Origin of the sequence: Acinetobacter sp. YH01007, from assembly GCF_013420425.1 — a bacterium.
GTDB lineage: Bacteria > Pseudomonadota > Gammaproteobacteria > Pseudomonadales > Moraxellaceae > Acinetobacter > Acinetobacter towneri.
The window spans coordinates 145,887-162,829 of record NZ_VOYC01000005.1; the positions used below are offsets into that span (position 1 = coordinate 145,887).

14 protein-coding genes, 1 other RNA gene and 2 pseudogenes are annotated in these 16,943 nt (G+C 41.7%); 8 read left to right on the forward strand and 9 right to left on the reverse strand.

Going from position 1 to position 16,943, the window contains the following annotated elements; all coding sequences use genetic code 11:
- Positions 1–233: 233 nt before the first annotated feature.
- Positions 234–1,430, reverse strand: coding sequence for a peptide antibiotic transporter SbmA (sbmA, locus tag FTT74_RS04045; RefSeq protein WP_154320430.1), 1,197 nt, complete (start codon positions 1,428–1,430; stop codon positions 234–236).
- Between the two features lie 395 nt (positions 1,431–1,825).
- Between sbmA and FTT74_RS04050 the strand changes: the two genes are divergently transcribed.
- Together FTT74_RS04050 and FTT74_RS04055 are read left to right on the forward strand one after the other, a co-directional pair.
- A complete protein-coding gene (locus tag FTT74_RS04050; RefSeq protein WP_004975391.1) occupies positions 1,826–2,032 on the forward strand; it encodes a hypothetical protein in 207 nt (68 codons plus the stop codon).
- Positions 2,033–2,696: 664 nt separating this feature from the next.
- Positions 2,697–4,055: an NAD(P)-binding domain-containing protein gene (locus FTT74_RS04055; protein ID WP_104852384.1), complete on the forward strand. Its 1,359-nt coding sequence runs from the start codon at positions 2,697–2,699 to the stop codon at positions 4,053–4,055.
- A gap of 119 nt (positions 4,056–4,174) precedes the next feature.
- Here FTT74_RS04055 and glpK read toward each other — a convergent pair whose 3' ends face one another.
- Positions 4,175–5,659, reverse strand: coding sequence for a glycerol kinase GlpK (gene glpK, locus FTT74_RS04060; RefSeq protein ID WP_179988606.1), 1,485 nt, complete (start codon positions 5,657–5,659; stop codon positions 4,175–4,177).
- Positions 5,660–5,789: 130 nt separating this feature from the next.
- Here glpK and ssrA point away from each other — a divergent pair.
- The 5 genes and pseudogenes from ssrA to FTT74_RS04085 all read left to right on the forward strand — a co-directional run bounded on the left by ssrA (position 5,790) and on the right by FTT74_RS04085 (position 9,917).
- Positions 5,790–6,149: a transfer-messenger RNA gene (ssrA, locus tag FTT74_RS04065) on the forward strand.
- A gap of 179 nt (positions 6,150–6,328) precedes the next feature.
- Positions 6,329–6,640: pseudogene (locus FTT74_RS04070) on the forward strand (Arm DNA-binding domain-containing protein); the annotation flags it as partial.
- 211 nt (positions 6,641–6,851) lie between these two features.
- The gene (locus FTT74_RS04075) at positions 6,852–8,003 is read left to right on the forward strand and encodes an efflux RND transporter periplasmic adaptor subunit (RefSeq protein WP_019383618.1); all 1,152 of its coding nucleotides are present in this window, start codon (positions 6,852–6,854) and stop codon (positions 8,001–8,003) included.
- The gene (locus FTT74_RS04080) at positions 8,000–9,208 is read left to right on the forward strand and encodes an ABC transporter permease (protein WP_179988607.1); all 1,209 of its coding nucleotides are present in this window, start codon (positions 8,000–8,002) and stop codon (positions 9,206–9,208) included. Before FTT74_RS04075 ends, FTT74_RS04080 begins: the two co-directional genes overlap by 4 nt.
- Before the next feature lies 1 nt (position 9,209).
- A complete protein-coding gene (locus FTT74_RS04085; RefSeq protein WP_096902281.1) occupies positions 9,210–9,917 on the forward strand; it encodes an ABC transporter ATP-binding protein in 708 nt (235 codons plus the stop codon).
- A gap of 139 nt (positions 9,918–10,056) precedes the next feature.
- Here the strand turns inward: FTT74_RS04085 and FTT74_RS04090 are convergent, their stop codons facing one another.
- The 3 genes from FTT74_RS04090 to FTT74_RS04100 form a co-directional block, all read right to left on the reverse strand.
- A complete protein-coding gene (locus FTT74_RS04090) occupies positions 10,057–10,374 on the reverse strand; it encodes a hypothetical protein (protein WP_104852389.1) in 318 nt (105 codons plus the stop codon).
- Between the two features lie 140 nt (positions 10,375–10,514).
- Entirely contained in the window at positions 10,515–11,297 is a 783-nt protein-coding gene (locus tag FTT74_RS04095; RefSeq protein ID WP_154320426.1) for a sulfite exporter TauE/SafE family protein, read from the reverse strand.
- Positions 11,298–11,341: 44 nt separating this feature from the next.
- The gene (locus tag FTT74_RS04100; RefSeq protein WP_096902279.1) at positions 11,342–12,025 is read right to left on the reverse strand and encodes an MBL fold metallo-hydrolase; all 684 of its coding nucleotides are present in this window, start codon (positions 12,023–12,025) and stop codon (positions 11,342–11,344) included.
- A gap of 193 nt (positions 12,026–12,218) precedes the next feature.
- Between FTT74_RS04100 and FTT74_RS04105 the strand changes: the two genes are divergently transcribed.
- On the forward strand, positions 12,219–13,556 hold the full coding sequence (locus tag FTT74_RS04105) for a sigma-54-dependent Fis family transcriptional regulator (RefSeq protein ID WP_154320425.1): 1,338 nt from the start codon (positions 12,219–12,221) through the stop codon (positions 13,554–13,556).
- Here the strand turns inward: FTT74_RS04105 and FTT74_RS04110 are convergent.
- The 4 genes and pseudogenes from FTT74_RS04110 to FTT74_RS04120 all read right to left on the reverse strand — a co-directional run bounded on the left by FTT74_RS04110 (position 13,551) and on the right by FTT74_RS04120 (position 16,937).
- Positions 13,551–14,384, reverse strand: a complete 834-nt coding sequence (locus FTT74_RS04110; protein ID WP_096902277.1) for an SDR family oxidoreductase — start codon at positions 14,382–14,384, stop codon at positions 13,551–13,553. The genes FTT74_RS04105 and FTT74_RS04110 overlap by 6 nt on opposite strands.
- A 40-nt stretch (positions 14,385–14,424) precedes the next feature.
- Positions 14,425–15,292 (reverse strand): annotated as a pseudogene (locus tag FTT74_RS14055) (TauD/TfdA family dioxygenase).
- The gene (locus FTT74_RS13875; RefSeq protein WP_257221823.1) at positions 15,246–15,548 is read right to left on the reverse strand and encodes a hypothetical protein; all 303 of its coding nucleotides are present in this window, start codon (positions 15,546–15,548) and stop codon (positions 15,246–15,248) included. The pseudogene FTT74_RS14055 and the gene FTT74_RS13875 overlap by 47 nt, the downstream one beginning before the upstream one ends.
- Positions 15,549–16,937, reverse strand: a complete 1,389-nt coding sequence (locus FTT74_RS04120) for an AMP-binding protein (RefSeq protein ID WP_257221824.1) — start codon at positions 16,935–16,937, stop codon at positions 15,549–15,551.
- Between the last annotated feature and the right edge of the window lie 6 nt (positions 16,938–16,943).

The following is a 16,943-nucleotide window of genomic DNA, read 5'->3' on the forward strand; positions in this document are numbered from 1 at the left end:
GGAAAATAACAAATCTAACACCTTGATTTTATAGTTAAATAATCATCGCTTTATTTGAATCGCGTTTGATATTTTTATAAAACAATCCAATTCATCACAGTTTTTTATGATTTTGAATACTAACACTCATATTATTTTTTATACAACTGTTCAGATCTATTTATATTTAGCAATCATGGCTCTGAACATGTGAACGCGACATCCACAACAAATCATGGATGTCGCCACCACAACTAGTGATCCAATGTCGATTCAAATGCTTTTAAACGCTTATAGATAGACAAGAGCTCAATAATGGTTGGCCAAGATGCAATCAGATACTGAAAAGATTCACGGACTTTGCCAAATACGTTGGCAATTTGCATCATCAAACCCAATGTAATAGCCCCTGCGGCAATACTTGGGAACAACACAAATAAACCATAAATATTGTCCAATTGCATGTACCAAATGCGTACCAAGTTAAAATAGGCATAGTGGAAATATAAACGGAAATAGTTCAAACGCACTTTGCTAAACAGTTCTTTTAAACTCAGCGGATCAGCACGTTCAGCGTGATCTTCACCATAAACCAATTCTTTACGATAAGCCGCCTCAACTTTTTGGTTATTAAATTCCAGACCTGGTAACTTCGCACCCACCACAATTAACACCACTGTACCAAATACTGCCCAACCCACTGCAGCCCAAACTAAGGCATACGAAATTTCCCCCACTATAGGCAGGGCTTTGACATGCACAGACAAACTAAACAGCACAGGTAAAAATGCCAACAAAGTCATTAGGGCTTCGACTAAATTTACCCCTAAAGTTTCCATGGTTCTGGCAAAGCGCATGGTATCTTCTTGAATACGCTGTGAAGCCCCTTCAATATGTCTGAGTTTTTCCCAATGTGCGGTGTAATAATTATTCATTGCCGTACGCCAACGAAAAACATAGTGACTAACAAAAAATAAATTCAAAACCATTAAGGTCACTGCCACCATGGCGATGTATAAAAAGGTCAGCACGCCTGTATAGAGCTCATTGACATCTCCACCACCACTACTGAGCATTTTTTGAATCAGGTCATAAAATGGGTTGTACCAAGCATTCACCACAACATTGACTTGTACCCCAAACCAAATATTGAACAGGATGAATGCCGATCCCCATACCGACCAACGCTGCCACGGGTTATTAGATTTAAATTTCCAAAAGGTGGCAAAAATAGTGGTTGATACAAAAAACCAGAAATAAAACCATAAAAATGCAGGTGACCAAAAACGACTGACATCAATGGGTAATGTTGCTTCGGCATAACCTTGTGGGAAGCCAATCCAACTGCCCCATGCGCTACCGCCTGAATACCACAAAGCCAGATTAATGGCGAACCAAACAAGCAATGAAATAAAAAACCACTTTGGATTTGGAAAAAATGACTTAAACATGCAGACAAAAAGCCTTTATTTTTTAAATTGGAATGTAAAACCCAGTGCCTTCACCACTTAAAAAAGCGTGAATGGATACTTTAACTTTTATACTTTATACGCTGTTTTTTCAGCAATAATTTTATTTTTATACTGAAAACTGTAAATTTCATCAATCGGCTATATTTTACTGCGCTGTTCATTTGCCATTCATCTAAGAAATTACATCAAATTTCAATTTCTTATATTTTTAAAATGTCAAATTATGAAGTATTGGGCAAATTTATTGCGATTTTTTGACCAACAATTCAAGTACAAAATATTTAAACCCGACACAAATTTACGATTTTGTGTAGATTATTCATCAATTTACTATATAATACAGTTGATTAAAAATAACTCATTTAGGGTGCGGTATGGAATCTCCAACAGAAAACATTGCTATTGAGCTACTTGAACCTATTGTTCTACGTAAAGAAAACTGCGCACCAATTGAATTCGAGCAAGGTACAATTTTAAAAGTTTTATTGGTTAATCCTAACTCCTACTTGGTTACCGTAGACGACGAATTTAACTTTACTGTCTCTTTAGAAGATGAAAATAAGGTGTGGCGTAAACTTTAATTACTGAGTCGCCACAAACTTTAATGATTGAATGTACGCAAAGCACATTCAATCATTAGATAAAGCTTGATAAATACGCTACTGCTTTCATGGCTTATAAAAACTAAACTTTCATTACACCTATCAATCACAGCATCCTTTGAATTTTTCAGAAGTCCACTTCGGGTATGGCTCTCTGAAAATGTTGCCTAAGATTCAGTTTTCAATCCTCTGTATATCATTGTAGATTTTGCAACAATCTCATCAAAATCACCTTTATATTGGGCAAAATGAGATAAAAATTAGCTTTAAATTTTCATCTTATTTTCTCTATAAAAATCAATAAAATATACCAATTGATCAAACCAAAACAACAACAGCAATGACTTTAAATTCACTTTTACAACTAAGCAAAACCAAAATTAATCAAAAATTATGATAAGATCATGCTTCTTGTAAAACACATTTTTTTATAAAGATGAGTTGCTTAAGCAATTTTTACTGTCTTTAGTGTGTTTTATTTTTTCTATTTTTTTAATTCACATCCTATTTTGACAAGATCTACTTGATCTCTAAATTTAGGATTGTATTTGCTTATTTTTATAATGCGGATATTTAAAATCCTGAATTGTGTCACTCAAAATTGGAGAAGTAATTAAGAACTCAAAAACTAATGGAGATAGCAATGGATCGAATTGCAATTATTGGCGCTGGCCCAAGCGGCATGGCCCAATTAAGAGCGTTTCAGTCAGCAAAGGCCAAAGGTCTACAAGTTCCTGAAATTGTATGTTTCGAAAAACAAAATGACTGGGGTGGACTCTGGAACTATACTTGGCGCACAGGTATAGATGAACATGGCGAACCTGTCCACGGCAGTATGTACCGTTATTTATGGTCAAATGGCCCTAAAGAAGCGCTAGAATTTGCCGATTATACTTTTGATGAACACTTCAAAAAACCAATCGCGTCTTATCCGCCACGCGCAGTGTTGTGGGATTATATTCAAGGTCGTGCAGAAAAAGCACAGGTGAAAGACTTAGTCCGCTTTAATACCGCCGTTCAGCATATTCATTATGATGATGCGACGCAAAAATTTACGGTTGATGTCGAAGATTACGCACAGCAACGTCATTATTCAGAACAGTTTGATTATGTTGTGGTGGCCTCTGGGCACTTTTCTACCCCGCGTGTCCCTGTTTATGAAGGCTTTGATCAATTCCATGGTCGTATTTTACACGCGCATGATTTCCGTGATGCACTGGAATTTAAAGGTAAATCAGTGCTGTTGGTGGGCAGCAGCTACTCTGCCGAAGACATTGGTTCGCAATGTTATAAATACGGCGCCAAACAAATTTACAGTTGCTATCGCAGTAAAGCCATGGGCTTTAAGTGGCCCAAAAACTGGTCTGAAAAACCACAATTACTGCGTGTAGATGAAAATACTGCTTATTTTGGTGATGGAACATCGGCCAAAATTGATGCCATTATTTTATGTACGGGCTATTTACACCACTTCCCGTTTATTGAAGATGGCTTGCGCCTCAGAACGCATAACTGCCTTTATCCACTAGGTTTATATCAAGGTGTGGTTTGGGAAAAGAATCCACGTTTGTTCTATTTGGGTATGCAAGATCAATGGTACACCTTCAATATGTTCGATGCGCAGGCATGGTTTGTCCGCGATGTGATTTTGGGCAAAATTGCGTTGCCAAGCATAGACGAAATGCAAAGCCATACCCAAACCTTGCATGAAAAAGAACAACGCTTAATGAGCGATGAACAATCTGCACGTTTTCAAGGGGATTACATCAAACGCCTGATTGCGCAGACCGACTATCCATCTTTCAATATTGATGCAGTACACGATATTTTCATGCAATGGAAAAAGCATAAAAAAGAAAATATTATGGGCTTTAGAGATAAAGTTTATCGCTCAGTGATGACAGGAAAAATGGCTAAACCGCATCACACACCATGGCTTTATGCACTAGATGATTCTTTGGAAAGTTATCTAGAAGATGAAGCTCAACGTGAGGCAATGTAAGGCGTAATCTAAAAGATCAAAGTAACGAAAAAACAGCTACAAGCCTCAAAAGTTTTGCTGATGAGGCTTGTGGTTTAAAGATTTATTTCAACTTAGCGTTATTTTAGAAATAGCGCTGATTATAAGTCTGACTTAGCACGTTTTAAGGCTTGTTGCCAACGCGCTAAATGTTCTGCACGCTCTGCTTCATTCATTTGGGGTTCAAATACCCAATCTAACTGCCAAGATGCTGAAATTTCAGATAAGTCAGAAAATACACCCGCCTTTAAACCTGCCATAGCTGCTGCTCCCCAAGCGGTTGATTCCAACATTTTAGGACGTAACACAGGCACATTTAAAATATCGGCTTGGAATTGCATCAACATATCATTTTGACTAGCACCACCATCGACTCGAAGCTCTTTCAGTGGATGATCTAAATCGGATTGCATCGCAGTGAGTACATCCGACACCTGAAATGCAATGGATTCCAAGGCAGCACGGGCAATATGTGCCTTGTTGGTGCCACGTGACATTCCACATAAAAGCGCTCGCGCTTCACTGTCCCAATGTGGCGCACCAAGCCCTGTAAATGCAGGAACTAGCACTACACCATCGCTAGAAGTTACACTATTGGCAAGTTGTTCCACATCGCTGCTTTTTTGGATAATACCCAAACCATCGCGCAGCCATTGCACTACAGCACCTGCCATAAAAACACTGCCTTCAAGGGCAAAATGGGTTTGATTTTGACATTGCCACGCCAAAGTAGTGAGTAACTTATTTTGGCTATATTGCACCTGATTGCCTGTATTAAACAACATAAAACAGCCTGTGCCGTAGGTATTTTTTGCTGTACCAACTTCAAAGCACGATTGCCCAAACAACGCCGCCTGCTGATCGCCTAAAATACCTGTAATTGGGATATTCGCCCCCAATAAACCCGTTGCGGTATCTGCAATATAGCTGTCGGATGCAATAATTTTAGGTAAAACTGATGCGGGAATTTGAAATAATTCCAGCAATTCTTCATCCCAAGTTTGGTGATGTAAATTCATCAGCATCGTTCTTGAAGCATTACTCGCTTCAATGACATGCTCTGCGCCTTGGGTCAAATTCCAGATTAACCAACTGTCGATGGTGCCAAAAGCCACATGCCCCTGCTGTGCCAATGCTTTTAATCCATCGACATGCTCAAGCAGCCACACCAGTTTGCCTGCACTAAAATACGGATCTATACGCAGACCTGTTTTTTCCTGAATCAATTGCATCTGATTATTTTGAATCAAGTGATGACACCAATCAGCCGCACGACGATCTTGCCAAATTATTGCAGGCGCTAATGGTTTGCCTGTGCGTTTATCCCACACCACTGTGGTTTCACGTTGATTGGTCACACCAATTGCGCGAATGTCTTTAGCCAAAATACCTGCAGTCGCCAGAGCCTGTTGCACCACAGCAATTTGATTTGACCAGATTTCTTGAGCATCTTGCTCCACCCAACCTGAATGTGGGGTCTGAATATGGGTTTCTCGTTGTGCCGTTGCCTGAACTTGTCCGTGTTCATTGAAGATGATAGCGCGACTAGAGGTTGTGCCTTGATCGAGTGCTAGTAAATAACTCATATTTTTTATTGTGTTTGACTTGAAAAATAAAATATTAGCGCAATTATGTAACTAAGCGCATCGAAATGTGTAATTGTGCAGAAAATACATCGTAATTTTTGCCAGCTATGCTATGATTGCGCTGTGATATGGGGATGTTATTGGCTTCGACGCTGATGATGAAGCTCATAGATGCATGCCGAGAGCGCATTTTCTCTCGTAAATCAAATTTGCATTAAAATAGTCGCAAACGACGAATCTTACGCTCTAGCTGCCTAAGGGCCGCTTGTCCGCTTCACTGAATACTTGTGGTCAGTGAACCCGACTGAAGCGCACGCACACAAGTCCGTATAGAGTTGAGCCTCGGGACTTTATACCAAACTTAGAGGATCGCACTTTAAACCCTGTTCGTCGGGTCTTAGAGTGTTAAAACAATAGACGATATCTAAGCATGTAGTATTCTCGAGTGTAGTGTTGGCGGACGCGGGTTCAACTCCCGCCATCTCCACCAAATACCTAACAAAACATGGCAGAACATGCCAAGTTTTAAAAGATAAAGGCTTGATTCTAAAGGGATTGAGCCTTTTTTCTTGCCTAAACATAACTAAATATAACTAGCTACAGTGTACATACGCCGTGTACACCACCATGTACATTGCAAGATTTATTGAATCCGTTGGTGTACAAGCCATGAAAAGAACAGAAATAAAACGTAGACCTTTATCAGATACCGTACTAGCTAACCTAGAGCCTGAATCAAAAGAATATCGGGAGCTAGACGGCGATGGCTTATATTTCCGTGTAAAGCCTGATGGTAAAAAAGCATGGCTATTCAGATATAAAAAAGCTGATGGCAAATGGTCATGGTTGGGCATTGGTACATATCCTGATTTATCGGGTGCAGGTGCAAGAAAAAAAGCGAGAGAAATTATCAAGGATATTTCACACGGCGATAATCCAATCATTACCAAACAAGAACGCAAGCGACAGAATTTTGAACGCCCTCTTTTCTACCCATTAATTCAATTAAAAATGGGGGTATTACCAAGCGATCTAGGTTCAAATCCACTTTTAGGATTTAAGCCTTTTTATTGGACGGTTTATTCATCTCCAAACATTTTTCGCTTTCATCCCCCAAACCGAATAACTCTCCCGCACAATAACAAAATAGATTATATTCTCCTTAATTGATAAAAAATTATGCGGAGTACACATGCAGGTATTTCCCTTAGGCAAGCGAACGATTTCCGTGATTGTGGTCATTGTAGCTTTGGTTTTATTGTTAATTTACGTAGTCTTACGCACAGGCCCATTTGCCCCTGTCAACGTCACCCTCACGCAAGCCAAATATCAATCCATTCAACCTAGCCTGTTTGGCATAGCTACCGTTGAAGCGCGTTATAACTATAAAATTGGCCCAACTGCAGCAGGTCGCTTAAAAAACTTAAAAGTAGATATTGGCGATAACGTACAAGCAGGACAACTGTTAGGCGAAATGGATCCTGTCGATTTGGAAGATCGTTTATTGGCTCAACGTGCGATAATCCAAAAAATTACCGCTCAGCAACAAGACACTCAAATCCGTCAAAATTTTGCGCAGCAACAAGTCAAGCGTTATCAACAACTGGCCAAAATCAATGCCACCAGCCAAGAATCTTTAGCCATTAAACAACAAGAGCTCGATTTGGCAACGGCGGCACTCAGCGCGATGCAACAAGAACTCAATAAAGCACGCGCAGACTTAAACACCTTACAAGCACAGCGCGATAATTTAAATTTAGTGGCCACAGCCGCAGGTGTCGTCACTGCACGTTATGCAGAACCGGGTTCAACAGTCGTGGCAGGTCAAACAGTACTAGAAATTGTCGATCCTAACTCCATTTGGATGAATGCCCGTTTCGATCAATCCAGTGCGATTGGTTTAGCTGCAGGTTTACCTGCTCAAATTCATTTACGTTCACGGCAAAATAATGCTTTGGCAGGTCATGTGTTATGGGTAGAACCCCGTGCCGATGCCATTACCGAAGAAATTTTAGCCAAGGTGGTTTTTAATCAACCACCAACGCCTCTTCCGCCTTTGGGTGAGTTAGCAGAAGTCACCATCAGCCTCGCACCATTGGCACGCAGTTTAACCATTCCCAATGCGGCAGTTCACCGTATCGATAACCAAGTGGGGGTGTGGAAAGTTGCAGCAGAAAAACCACAATTTGTTGAAGTTCAATTGGGACGTTCAAATTTAGCGGGCGATGTGCAAGTGCTCGCAGGCTTATCTGAAAATGATCAAGTGGTACTGTATAGCGAAAAACCACTGCATGCCAAAAACCGTTTACGGGTTGTGAAGCAACTTGCAGGAGCAGCTAAATGATTAGTCTAGCAGGTCGTGATATTTTCCATTCATGGGGTAAATTTGTATTTACTGGCTTTGGACTCGGCTTGCTGATTGGTGTGACCTTAATTATGGCTGGTGTGTATCGCGGCATGGTAGATGATGCCAAAGCCCTGCTGAATAACAGTGGTGCTGACCTATGGGTTGTACAGCAAGATACGCTTGGTCCTTATGCAGAACCTTCAAGTGTACGTGATGATTTATATCGTAGTGTGATGAATATGCCTGGGGTGGCGCATGCTTCAAATATTACTTATTTGACCATGCAAGTGCATCATCAAGACAAAGATATTCGCTCGATGGTGGTCGGGATTCAAACAGGTGAACATGATTGGAATAACTTGGGTTGGCCACCACACTTGTTGGCAGGACGTCAATTGACTCGTGGACACTATGAAGCTGTAGCCGACATTAGTACGGGATTAAAGTTGGGTGATCGTATTAAAATCCGTCGTAACACCTTTACCGTGGTGGGTTTAACCCGACGTATGGTGTCTTCGGGTGGTGATCCGATGATTTTTATTCCGCTGAAAGATGCACAACAAGCGCAATTCCAAAAGGACAATGCTGCCATTTTACAAGACCGTAGACGAACTGCAGAAAACCCGATTTATAATCGCCCTGCTTATCCTGACTTGCTTGAAAGCGTACTCAATGCACAAAGCAGCAACCGTTATGTGAATGCTATTTTAGTCCGTTTAAATGCAGGTGCTTCAGCTGAAGAAACAGCAGCACATATTCAGCGTTGGCAACAACTAACAGTCTATACCCGCCCGCAGATGGAACACATTTTAATCAGCAAAATGATTGCCACATCCGCCAAACAAATTGCCATGTTTTTGGTGATTTTGGCCTTGGTCAGCGCCGCGATTGTGGCATTTATTATTTATACCCTGACTATGGACAAAATTCGTGAAATTGCGGTCTTAAAATTAATTGGCACACGCAATCGCACAATCGCTTGGATGATCTTGCAACAAGCACTCGCGCTTGGATTAATTGGGTTTGCTGTTGGTAAAATCAGTTCAACCTTTGCCGCACCATATTTCCCGAAATATGTCTTATTGGTTCCGCAAGATTCTATTTTTGGATTTATTGCGGCGATGCTGATTTGCATGTTAGCCAGTTTGGTTGCAATTCGGATGGCACTGCGCATTGACCCTGCCGAAGCAATTGGGGGATAACATGACACACGGCATTTTAATTGAAGGTTTAAAAAAGCGTTTTGGACAAGGTGACAATGCCTTTTATGCCTTAAAAGATGTCAAAATGCAGGTTGCACCCGGTGAAGTGGTTGGGCTGATTGGCCCCTCAGGTTCGGGTAAAAGCACCTTGCTCAAATGTTTAGGTGCCGTGATTGATCCTACCGAAGGACGCATGACTTTGGGCGATGAGGTGATTTTTGATCAACGTTGGTTAGTCAAAGACTTAAGTGCCTTACGCCGCGATAAAATTGGTTTTATGTTCCAAACCCCGTACTTAATTCCTTTTTTAAATGTTTTGGATAATGTAGCGCTGCTGCCGATGTTAGCAGGCGTAGCCAATGACATTGCCCGCGCCCGCGCATTGGAAATTTTAACGGCGCTCGATGTGCAGCATCGGGTACATGCCATGCCTGGGCAATTGTCTGGTGGTGAACAACAGCGTGTCGCCATTGCACGTGGCTTGATTAATCAACCGCCTGTGATTTTAGCCGATGAACCCACTGCACCATTGGATAGTGTACGTGCGATGACCGTGATTCGCTTATTACACGAAATGGCAGAAAAATTTCAAACTGCAATTATTGTAGTCACACATGACGATAAAATCATCCCTACCTTTAAACGCTTGTACCACATTCGAGATGGTGTGACTTATGAAGAACAAGGAGAAGGACGTCCTTTTAAGTAGGCTCTAAAGTTTTCAGCGCTGGAAACTGATGTTTTAGCTCAATATAAAAACCGCGCTTAAATCATTCAAACGCGGTTTTTTAAATATTCACAGGTCAGTAAACTGAACCCATCGGCATCTTATTCAGCCAACATTTTACTCAGTATTCATAGCCATTGTTGATAGACCATTGCTGCAATTTGCCATAATAGATTTCATCACTGAACAGCAGGTCTGCTTTAGAGGCAGCATTACTTTCTTCGGTTGGGCAGAAACCATCATCACAATCGGCATCGACAACCCAGCAACCACGCACAAATAATACTTTATTGCCTTCTTGCTCCAGTTGTTTCTGAACGCGATCAATCGCTTCATGTAAGTCATCTGCGCCTAAATATGCGGTCAAATACGCATAAGAGCCTGTTTCATCGGATGCTTTACGGAACTCTACACCCACACAAAATAAATGTTTTTTCATTCTTGGCTCCTTGTCATCTTATACAGCTAAACTAATCTTTAATTTGGTCTAGGTCTAGTGCTTTTTCTTACACTTAACAATACGTTACCTATTCACAATACTGCAGTTCAAAGTAAAAACATAGTATCCAAATATTAGACTTAAGCCATAATCGCTGTATAAATGAGGTAGAACGCAACACCAATGACTGTTGTAGCAAATACCTTTTGTACAGTATTGCTATTCATGCGATGTACCAAAGTACGTCCAAGTAACATCCCGACAATACACGCCAGAACAAAGGTGATGGTGACTGCCATTGGGTACTGAAAGCCATCTAAAACGTGTGCTGAAATACTCACGCCACCAATCAGGAAAATAATCATCAAAGAGGTTGCGACGATACTGCGCATATCCAAATCGGTAAATTTACGCAATAACGGCACAATAATAAAACCACCGCCCACACCCAACAAACCCGTCAGCAAGCCTGCAATTACACCAACACCACCAAGCAAAGACGCCGTTTTAACATTCCAAATTAAGCGTCCTGTGTTTTGGTTTACCTTACACGGTGGATTAATTTGGTCGTTGACTTTATTAAAGAAAATACGATACGCCACAATAAACATGACCAGACTGAACGCCAGTGTTAACCAAATGGGCGGGACAATACCTGCCAAATGCACCCCGTAACGTGCAGATGGAATACTGATTAAGGCAATCCACAATGCAGCACGATAACGCACAATACGTTTGAACAAGCCTTCAACTGTGCCAACCAAAGCTGCCAAAGTGACTGCCAATAAACCCACGGGTGCAGCCTGCGCCACAGTCCAGCCTTGGCTTGCCATAAGAGCAGGAACGGCAAGAATACCGCCCCCTGCCCCTGTCAAACCCAGCAAAGTACCAATCGCCAAGCCTTCTAGGATTAACATCCACATGCGTATTTTCCCCTATTCCATCACTGTGTTGTGCTGTGCAAGCATTACTTGCCGCAAACTTTATTGGCAGGCAAAGCCACATCAATATGTTTTGGATAAGGCAGTTTTAAATTCTGCATGAGGGTAATAAATTCCGCTTTGGTGCGCCCTTGTCCTAAACGCGAGTTATTGCGTTTTTCCTGCCCAACGGTAGAAGACACACGCCCTTTGTAGTCATGCCCTGGGTACACCAAAGTGTCATCAGGTAAGCTAAAAATTTGTAGATGAATGCTGTCATATAAAGTCGCTGGGTTGCCTTCCTGAAAGTCAGTACGACCACAACCATCAATTAACAACGCATCGCCAGTGAATACCATGCCATTGACCACATAGCTGGTACAGGCGTTGGTATGACCCGGGGTATAACGTGCTTCAATCAACAATTCACCCACACGAATGGCGCTGCCATCGGTAATGAAAATATCGCCACACACCACACCTGAATTACGATGTAATACAGTTTTACAACCAAAACGTGTTCTGAGTTCGTTGGCAGCAGTAATATGGTCAGCGTGTACGTGCGTATCTAAGCTATACACCAATTGCAAATCATGCTGTTCTAGAAAAGCAGCATATTGCTCAACCTCTGAAATTACAGGGTCAATCAGCACCGCTTCACGGGTTTGTTCAGATGCCAATAAGTAAGTATAGGTCGAGCTGTCAGCTTCAAAAAATTGATGAAAGATCATGAGATAGATACTGAGTTTTATATTTTGTTATTCTTAATTTTGCAAATATAGTGCCAACTTAATCTCTTTTAAATATATTAATAAAATACAATATATTAAGAGATATTGTTTAATTTAGATCATCCTCCATGTTTCACATCTGTTGCATTTTGTGTTTCAATTGAATCAATAATGAAACAAAAGATGAAACATCATGAATGCGATACATGACTTTGAACAACAAGCCAGTCTTGAAAGCTTTTTGTTTCATTTACAACAACTTTGTCCAGACAGTTTGCTCTATGTTTATGACGACATTGCTCAAACATGGATTTATGAATATGCACAAGATGCTTCTGTTTCTGCAGCTACGGGTAAAACATTAAAAAACCAATTATTGAAATTAAAACTACAATCACAATCAGCATCACAACCACAGACAGGTCTGCTGCAACTCCCGAATAGTGCTAAGGCATGGCACTACCACAGCTTAAATATTCGTGTCCATACAGCCGATTTCACAGGATGTTTATTCTTTCTGCAGCCTAGCGTTGCAACAGTGTCATCACAAACACTCACCCCATCTGCCCAAGCACAAAATAGTTTGGCGGAGTTTTTCCATAGTGATTCGCCACAAATGCAGCATATGTATTCCATTATTGAACGGGTAGCGATTACTGAGTTTCCTGTTTTGGTGCGTGGTGAATCTGGTAGTGGTAAAGAGTTGGTGGCGCAAGCAGTACATGCACGCAGCCAACGGCATGCACAAGTCTTTATTGCGATTAACTGCGCGGCTTTAAATGCCAATATTTTAGAAAGTGAATTGTTTGGGCATGTGAAAGGTGCATTTACAGGGGCAATTCGTGAGCATAAAGGTGTGTTTGAACGTGCTGCAGGTGGTACTTTATTTTTAGATGAAATTGCAGAAATTCCACTGGAACTGCAAGCCAAATTATTGCGAGTATTAGAAACGGGCGAATTCACCCCTTTGGGCGGTGAAAAAGCGATTAAATCGAATGTCAGAATTATTACCGCAACCCATCGCGCTTTACGTGAAGAAGCGCGTTTAGGCAGATTTCGCCAAGATTTACTTTATCGTTTACGGGTGATTCCAATTTTTGTGCCACCACTACGTGAACGTAAACAAGATATCCCTAAAATTGCAGCATTTATTTTGCAACAACAAGCCCAGTTTCAGGTCACGCCACATTTGACCGAGCAAGCACTGAAGGTATTAATCAATTACGACTGGCCGGGCAACGTGCGTGAATTAAAGAATACCTTGCTGTATGCATTGACCATGTCAGCAGGTAAAACGGAAATTGATCAACACGATTTACCCGATGAAATTGTGCATGCTAGTTTGAAACTCGCCACAGCTCCCCCAACGCCACAACCTATTGAGCTGCCCATCAAAACCAACAATAAAGTAGATAAAGACACACTGCAGGATTTACTGGAAAAATATCAGGGGCAAACTGAATTGGTGGCACAAGCCTTGGGCATTAGCCGAACCACCTTATGGCGTTATCGAAAAAAATATCATTTATGAGGCGGAAGTTTGCTGAATAAAGGACGCTTTGCTTTGATCTGCATATTCATAAATGGTGTCTAAATCTTTTTGAATGGCAGCTGCGACTCGGCTAGGCATCAACTGATTAAGTTTTACAAAGACTTTTTCAGGATAACCGACCTGATAGGATTGACGGTCTGTTTGTAAAAATTGATACAGTTCTTGTGCCACAAATTCAGGTGAATCCACTTTTGTACCCATTTTGATATTCATTTCAATCACATCGGGATTATTCATACTGGTATTGGTCGCGCGTGGGGAGAAATATCTAAAACGAATGGCAGTCTGACAATACTCTCGCGCCAACGCTTCAGTTGCACCACGCAAGGCAAACTTACTGGCGCAATAACTCACATAGCCAGGATAGCCGATGCTGCCAAAAGTCGAGCCAATATTGATGATCTGACTCGGCTGACTGTCCGACATATATGGAATCACATCCTGAATCAGTTGCAGCGGATAAGCCACATTGACCAACATCATTTGCTCAATGGTATCCTGTGATTGCTGCGCAAACAGACGAAAATCATTCATGCCTGCATTGTTAATATAGTAATGAATCGGCTGTTTTAATGCGGCAAGTGCCTGAATAAAATCATGACGACTGCTGGCATCAATTAAATCACAACGCAGACTGTGTAATTGCAACTGAGGATACTGCTGCGCCAGACTTTGCTCTAGTTGTTGCAAGGTGTCTTGCTTACGCCCAACCAAAATTAAGTTTAAGCCTTTTTCAGCAAAATGATGCGCAATCGCATGACCAATCCCGCCTGTTGCCCCGAAAATCACCGCAGTTAAATTTGACATAAAAGATACTCTCAATTTTAAGATATTCGATACAACTCAATTATAAAAATGCAGGATTCAGTCCCAAGCCCATACAAATATAGAGTTTACGATCTTCTAATGGCACCAATATTTCACGTCTGCCATGCATAAAGCGCTTGTTATCAATGAGCACCACATCACCATCTTGCCAGTCAATTTCTGAGGTTTCACGCTCGCATCGCTCTGCCAACTCTTCCAATAATTCCGCTTGGATTTCGCTGCCATCGGCAAAGTAAAAACGCGGCTTTTCGTAATTATAAGAAGGTCCCAACAAGGTGTTGGCAAAGGCAGGCACAGCTTTTAAATTGTCATGGCGAATCATCGGCATGCTTAAATCGTACTGTACGCCTTCATCATGCGCAGGGCGAATCCGTTGTCTAGGAATCATCGCAATAAAATGAGCGAGTTCCCGCTGCCCGACCTGTGCAGCATCGGCAATATTGAGTGCAGTTGCCACATACTTTTGCCACATACTTTTGCCACATTACTTTAGGTAAGTAACGGCTGATGGTCATCGGTTCAGCAAATTTCTGTTTCAGTGTATCAGGCAGTTTTTTCCATGCCTCATGTCCATCACATAAGGTGGTCTGCGAACCACGCGAAGCACTTTTTTCACTAAAAAAAGCAATAATATCAGGCGGCATTGGGGTTGAACCATTTTCTATATGCAGCCCCATTGCCTGCGTACCTGCATCTACTTTTTGCGATTGTCGGGTCACATTTTCACGTGCAGGGTCATAGGTCAGCTTTTGGCAAATATTGCTCATCAGCCCACTAAACGCATTCACATCATAATGTTCATTTCTAAGTAAAACCCAACCGTGCTCCACCAAACGATCTTTAATTTGTTGTGGGGAATGTTTGAATTGCTGTTGTGCAATATTCATGTGATTTCTCTCTATCTCTATTGATGACTGACAGGTTGATGTCTATCTGTGAAACATCTCCAAGATCAGCCATTAAATACGTTGTAGGATGTGCCAAAGCTGTCTGATACTGTTGCTGAATGACTGCTCTACGCAATTTTCCGTTATCGGTTAACATCTGATTATTTAAAGAAAAAGGTTGTTCAGCACGGCACCAGTGTTTAATTTGGGCATAATCAGGCATACGGGTATTGGCACGATAAATCGCGGCTGCCAATTACGCATCTGAACGATGTTCCTCGGCATAAATCACTGCAGATAATGACGGCTGCGCTTCACCAAACACGGCAATCTGTTGAATTTCAGGCTCACTCAAACTGTTCGATTCAACCCATTCTGGTGAAATATTGCGCCCAAAACTGCTGACAATAATTTGCTTGATACGCCCCGTGATATATAAATAGCCATCTTCATCAAAATAACCTGCATCGCCTGTGTGAATATCGGCTGATACCGCATCCTGCTCACGCCCAAGTTCATGCATATATCCCAACATGGCACTGCCCTTGACCACCACTTCTTGATTGGCAGCAATTTCGACTTGAACATGCGGCAATACGCGGCCAACACTGCCAATTCTGCGAGCTTCAGGCAGGTTTAAACTCACGACCGATGCACATTCAGACAGACCATAACCTTCATAAACAGGTAAATTGAATTGCTGACACTGCTTGAGTAAATCTGCAGACACCTTGCCACCACCCACGGCAATAAACTTCAAAGTGCGCAAGCCCAAATCGCCGTGTTGATGGATATATTCCACAATCGCTTTGAGCATTTGTGGCAATAAAATCACGCTTTCAATGCGATATTGCTGCACGGCATCGACAAAGCGTGAAACATCAAACTCATGGTTGGACAGCAAACCGAACTGGCTGACTTCACCCACCACCACTGCACGTCCCATGTGAAAAGGCACATACACGCCTGCGATATTTTCAAGCAATGTTGCAAATGGAATTAGACACAAATGCCGCCCAAGCTGGCTACTTTGTAATGCCTGACTTAAAGAGTGTGTAATTGAATTGATGGTGGCTTCTGCCAAACACACACTTTTGGGTGTACCTGTACTGCCCGAGGTATAAGTAATTTTTGTAGGCTGCTCAGCAGAATTTGGGGATAAATGCGGTTGTGCTGTTTCAACGCTTAGACGAAACAACTGCCCTTGATATAAATCTGATGGTGGCAAAACCTGTGCCTGAACTGTATCAATCATCTCCAACAAAGCTTCTGGAATAGCAGTATTTCCAATAGCCGAGTTAACATTGGACGGAGTATCGCTTTGTGCAGTATCCGTCAAAATACACAGCAACTCCGCTTGGCTGTCTTGCAGTAAATGTTGCACTTGTGCAGCAGTAAAAAATAAAGGCACAGGAATGACTGTCATTGCAGCTTTACGTGCGGCTAAATCGACCACAATCCAATCGGCCTGATTCACACCCCACAACGCCAAACGCTGTACTTGATAAGTTGCCAATTCTGCACTGAGCAACTCAACCCGTTGCTGTAATGTGGCATAACTCAGTGTGGTTTGTGCCGTCACAATTGCTTCACGCTCAGGGTCTGTTTGGGCATAGTGATTCAGGTTTTCAAATAACTCATTCATCTTTCA

Excerpts from the sequence above, each read along its gene's own strand:
- sbmA (WP_154320430.1), bottom strand. The coding sequence starts at position 1,430 with ATGTTTAAGTCATTTTTTCCAAATCCAAAGTGGTTTTTTATTTCATTG.
- FTT74_RS04050 (WP_004975391.1), top strand. The coding sequence starts at position 1,826 with ATGGAATCTCCAACAGAAAACATTGCTATTGAGCTACTTGAACCTATT.
- FTT74_RS04055 (WP_104852384.1), top strand. The coding sequence starts at position 2,697 with ATGGATCGAATTGCAATTATTGGCGCTGGCCCAAGCGGCATGGCCCAA.
- glpK (WP_179988606.1), bottom strand. The coding sequence starts at position 5,659 with ATGAGTTATTTACTAGCACTCGATCAAGGCACAACCTCTAGTCGCGCT.
- FTT74_RS04075 (WP_019383618.1), top strand. The coding sequence starts at position 6,852 with ATGCAGGTATTTCCCTTAGGCAAGCGAACGATTTCCGTGATTGTGGTC.
- FTT74_RS04080 (WP_179988607.1), top strand. The coding sequence starts at position 8,000 with ATGATTAGTCTAGCAGGTCGTGATATTTTCCATTCATGGGGTAAATTT.
- FTT74_RS04085 (WP_096902281.1), top strand. The coding sequence starts at position 9,210 with ATGACACACGGCATTTTAATTGAAGGTTTAAAAAAGCGTTTTGGACAA.
- FTT74_RS04090 (WP_104852389.1), bottom strand. The coding sequence starts at position 10,374 with ATGAAAAAACATTTATTTTGTGTGGGTGTAGAGTTCCGTAAAGCATCC.
- FTT74_RS04095 (WP_154320426.1), bottom strand. The coding sequence starts at position 11,297 with ATGTGGATGTTAATCCTAGAAGGCTTGGCGATTGGTACTTTGCTGGGT.
- FTT74_RS04100 (WP_096902279.1), bottom strand. The coding sequence starts at position 12,025 with ATGATCTTTCATCAATTTTTTGAAGCTGACAGCTCGACCTATACTTAC.
- FTT74_RS04105 (WP_154320425.1), top strand. The coding sequence starts at position 12,219 with ATGAATGCGATACATGACTTTGAACAACAAGCCAGTCTTGAAAGCTTT.
- FTT74_RS04110 (WP_096902277.1), bottom strand. The coding sequence starts at position 14,384 with ATGTCAAATTTAACTGCGGTGATTTTCGGGGCAACAGGCGGGATTGGT.
- FTT74_RS04120 (WP_257221824.1), bottom strand. The coding sequence starts at position 16,937 with ATGAATGAGTTATTTGAAAACCTGAATCACTATGCCCAAACAGACCCT.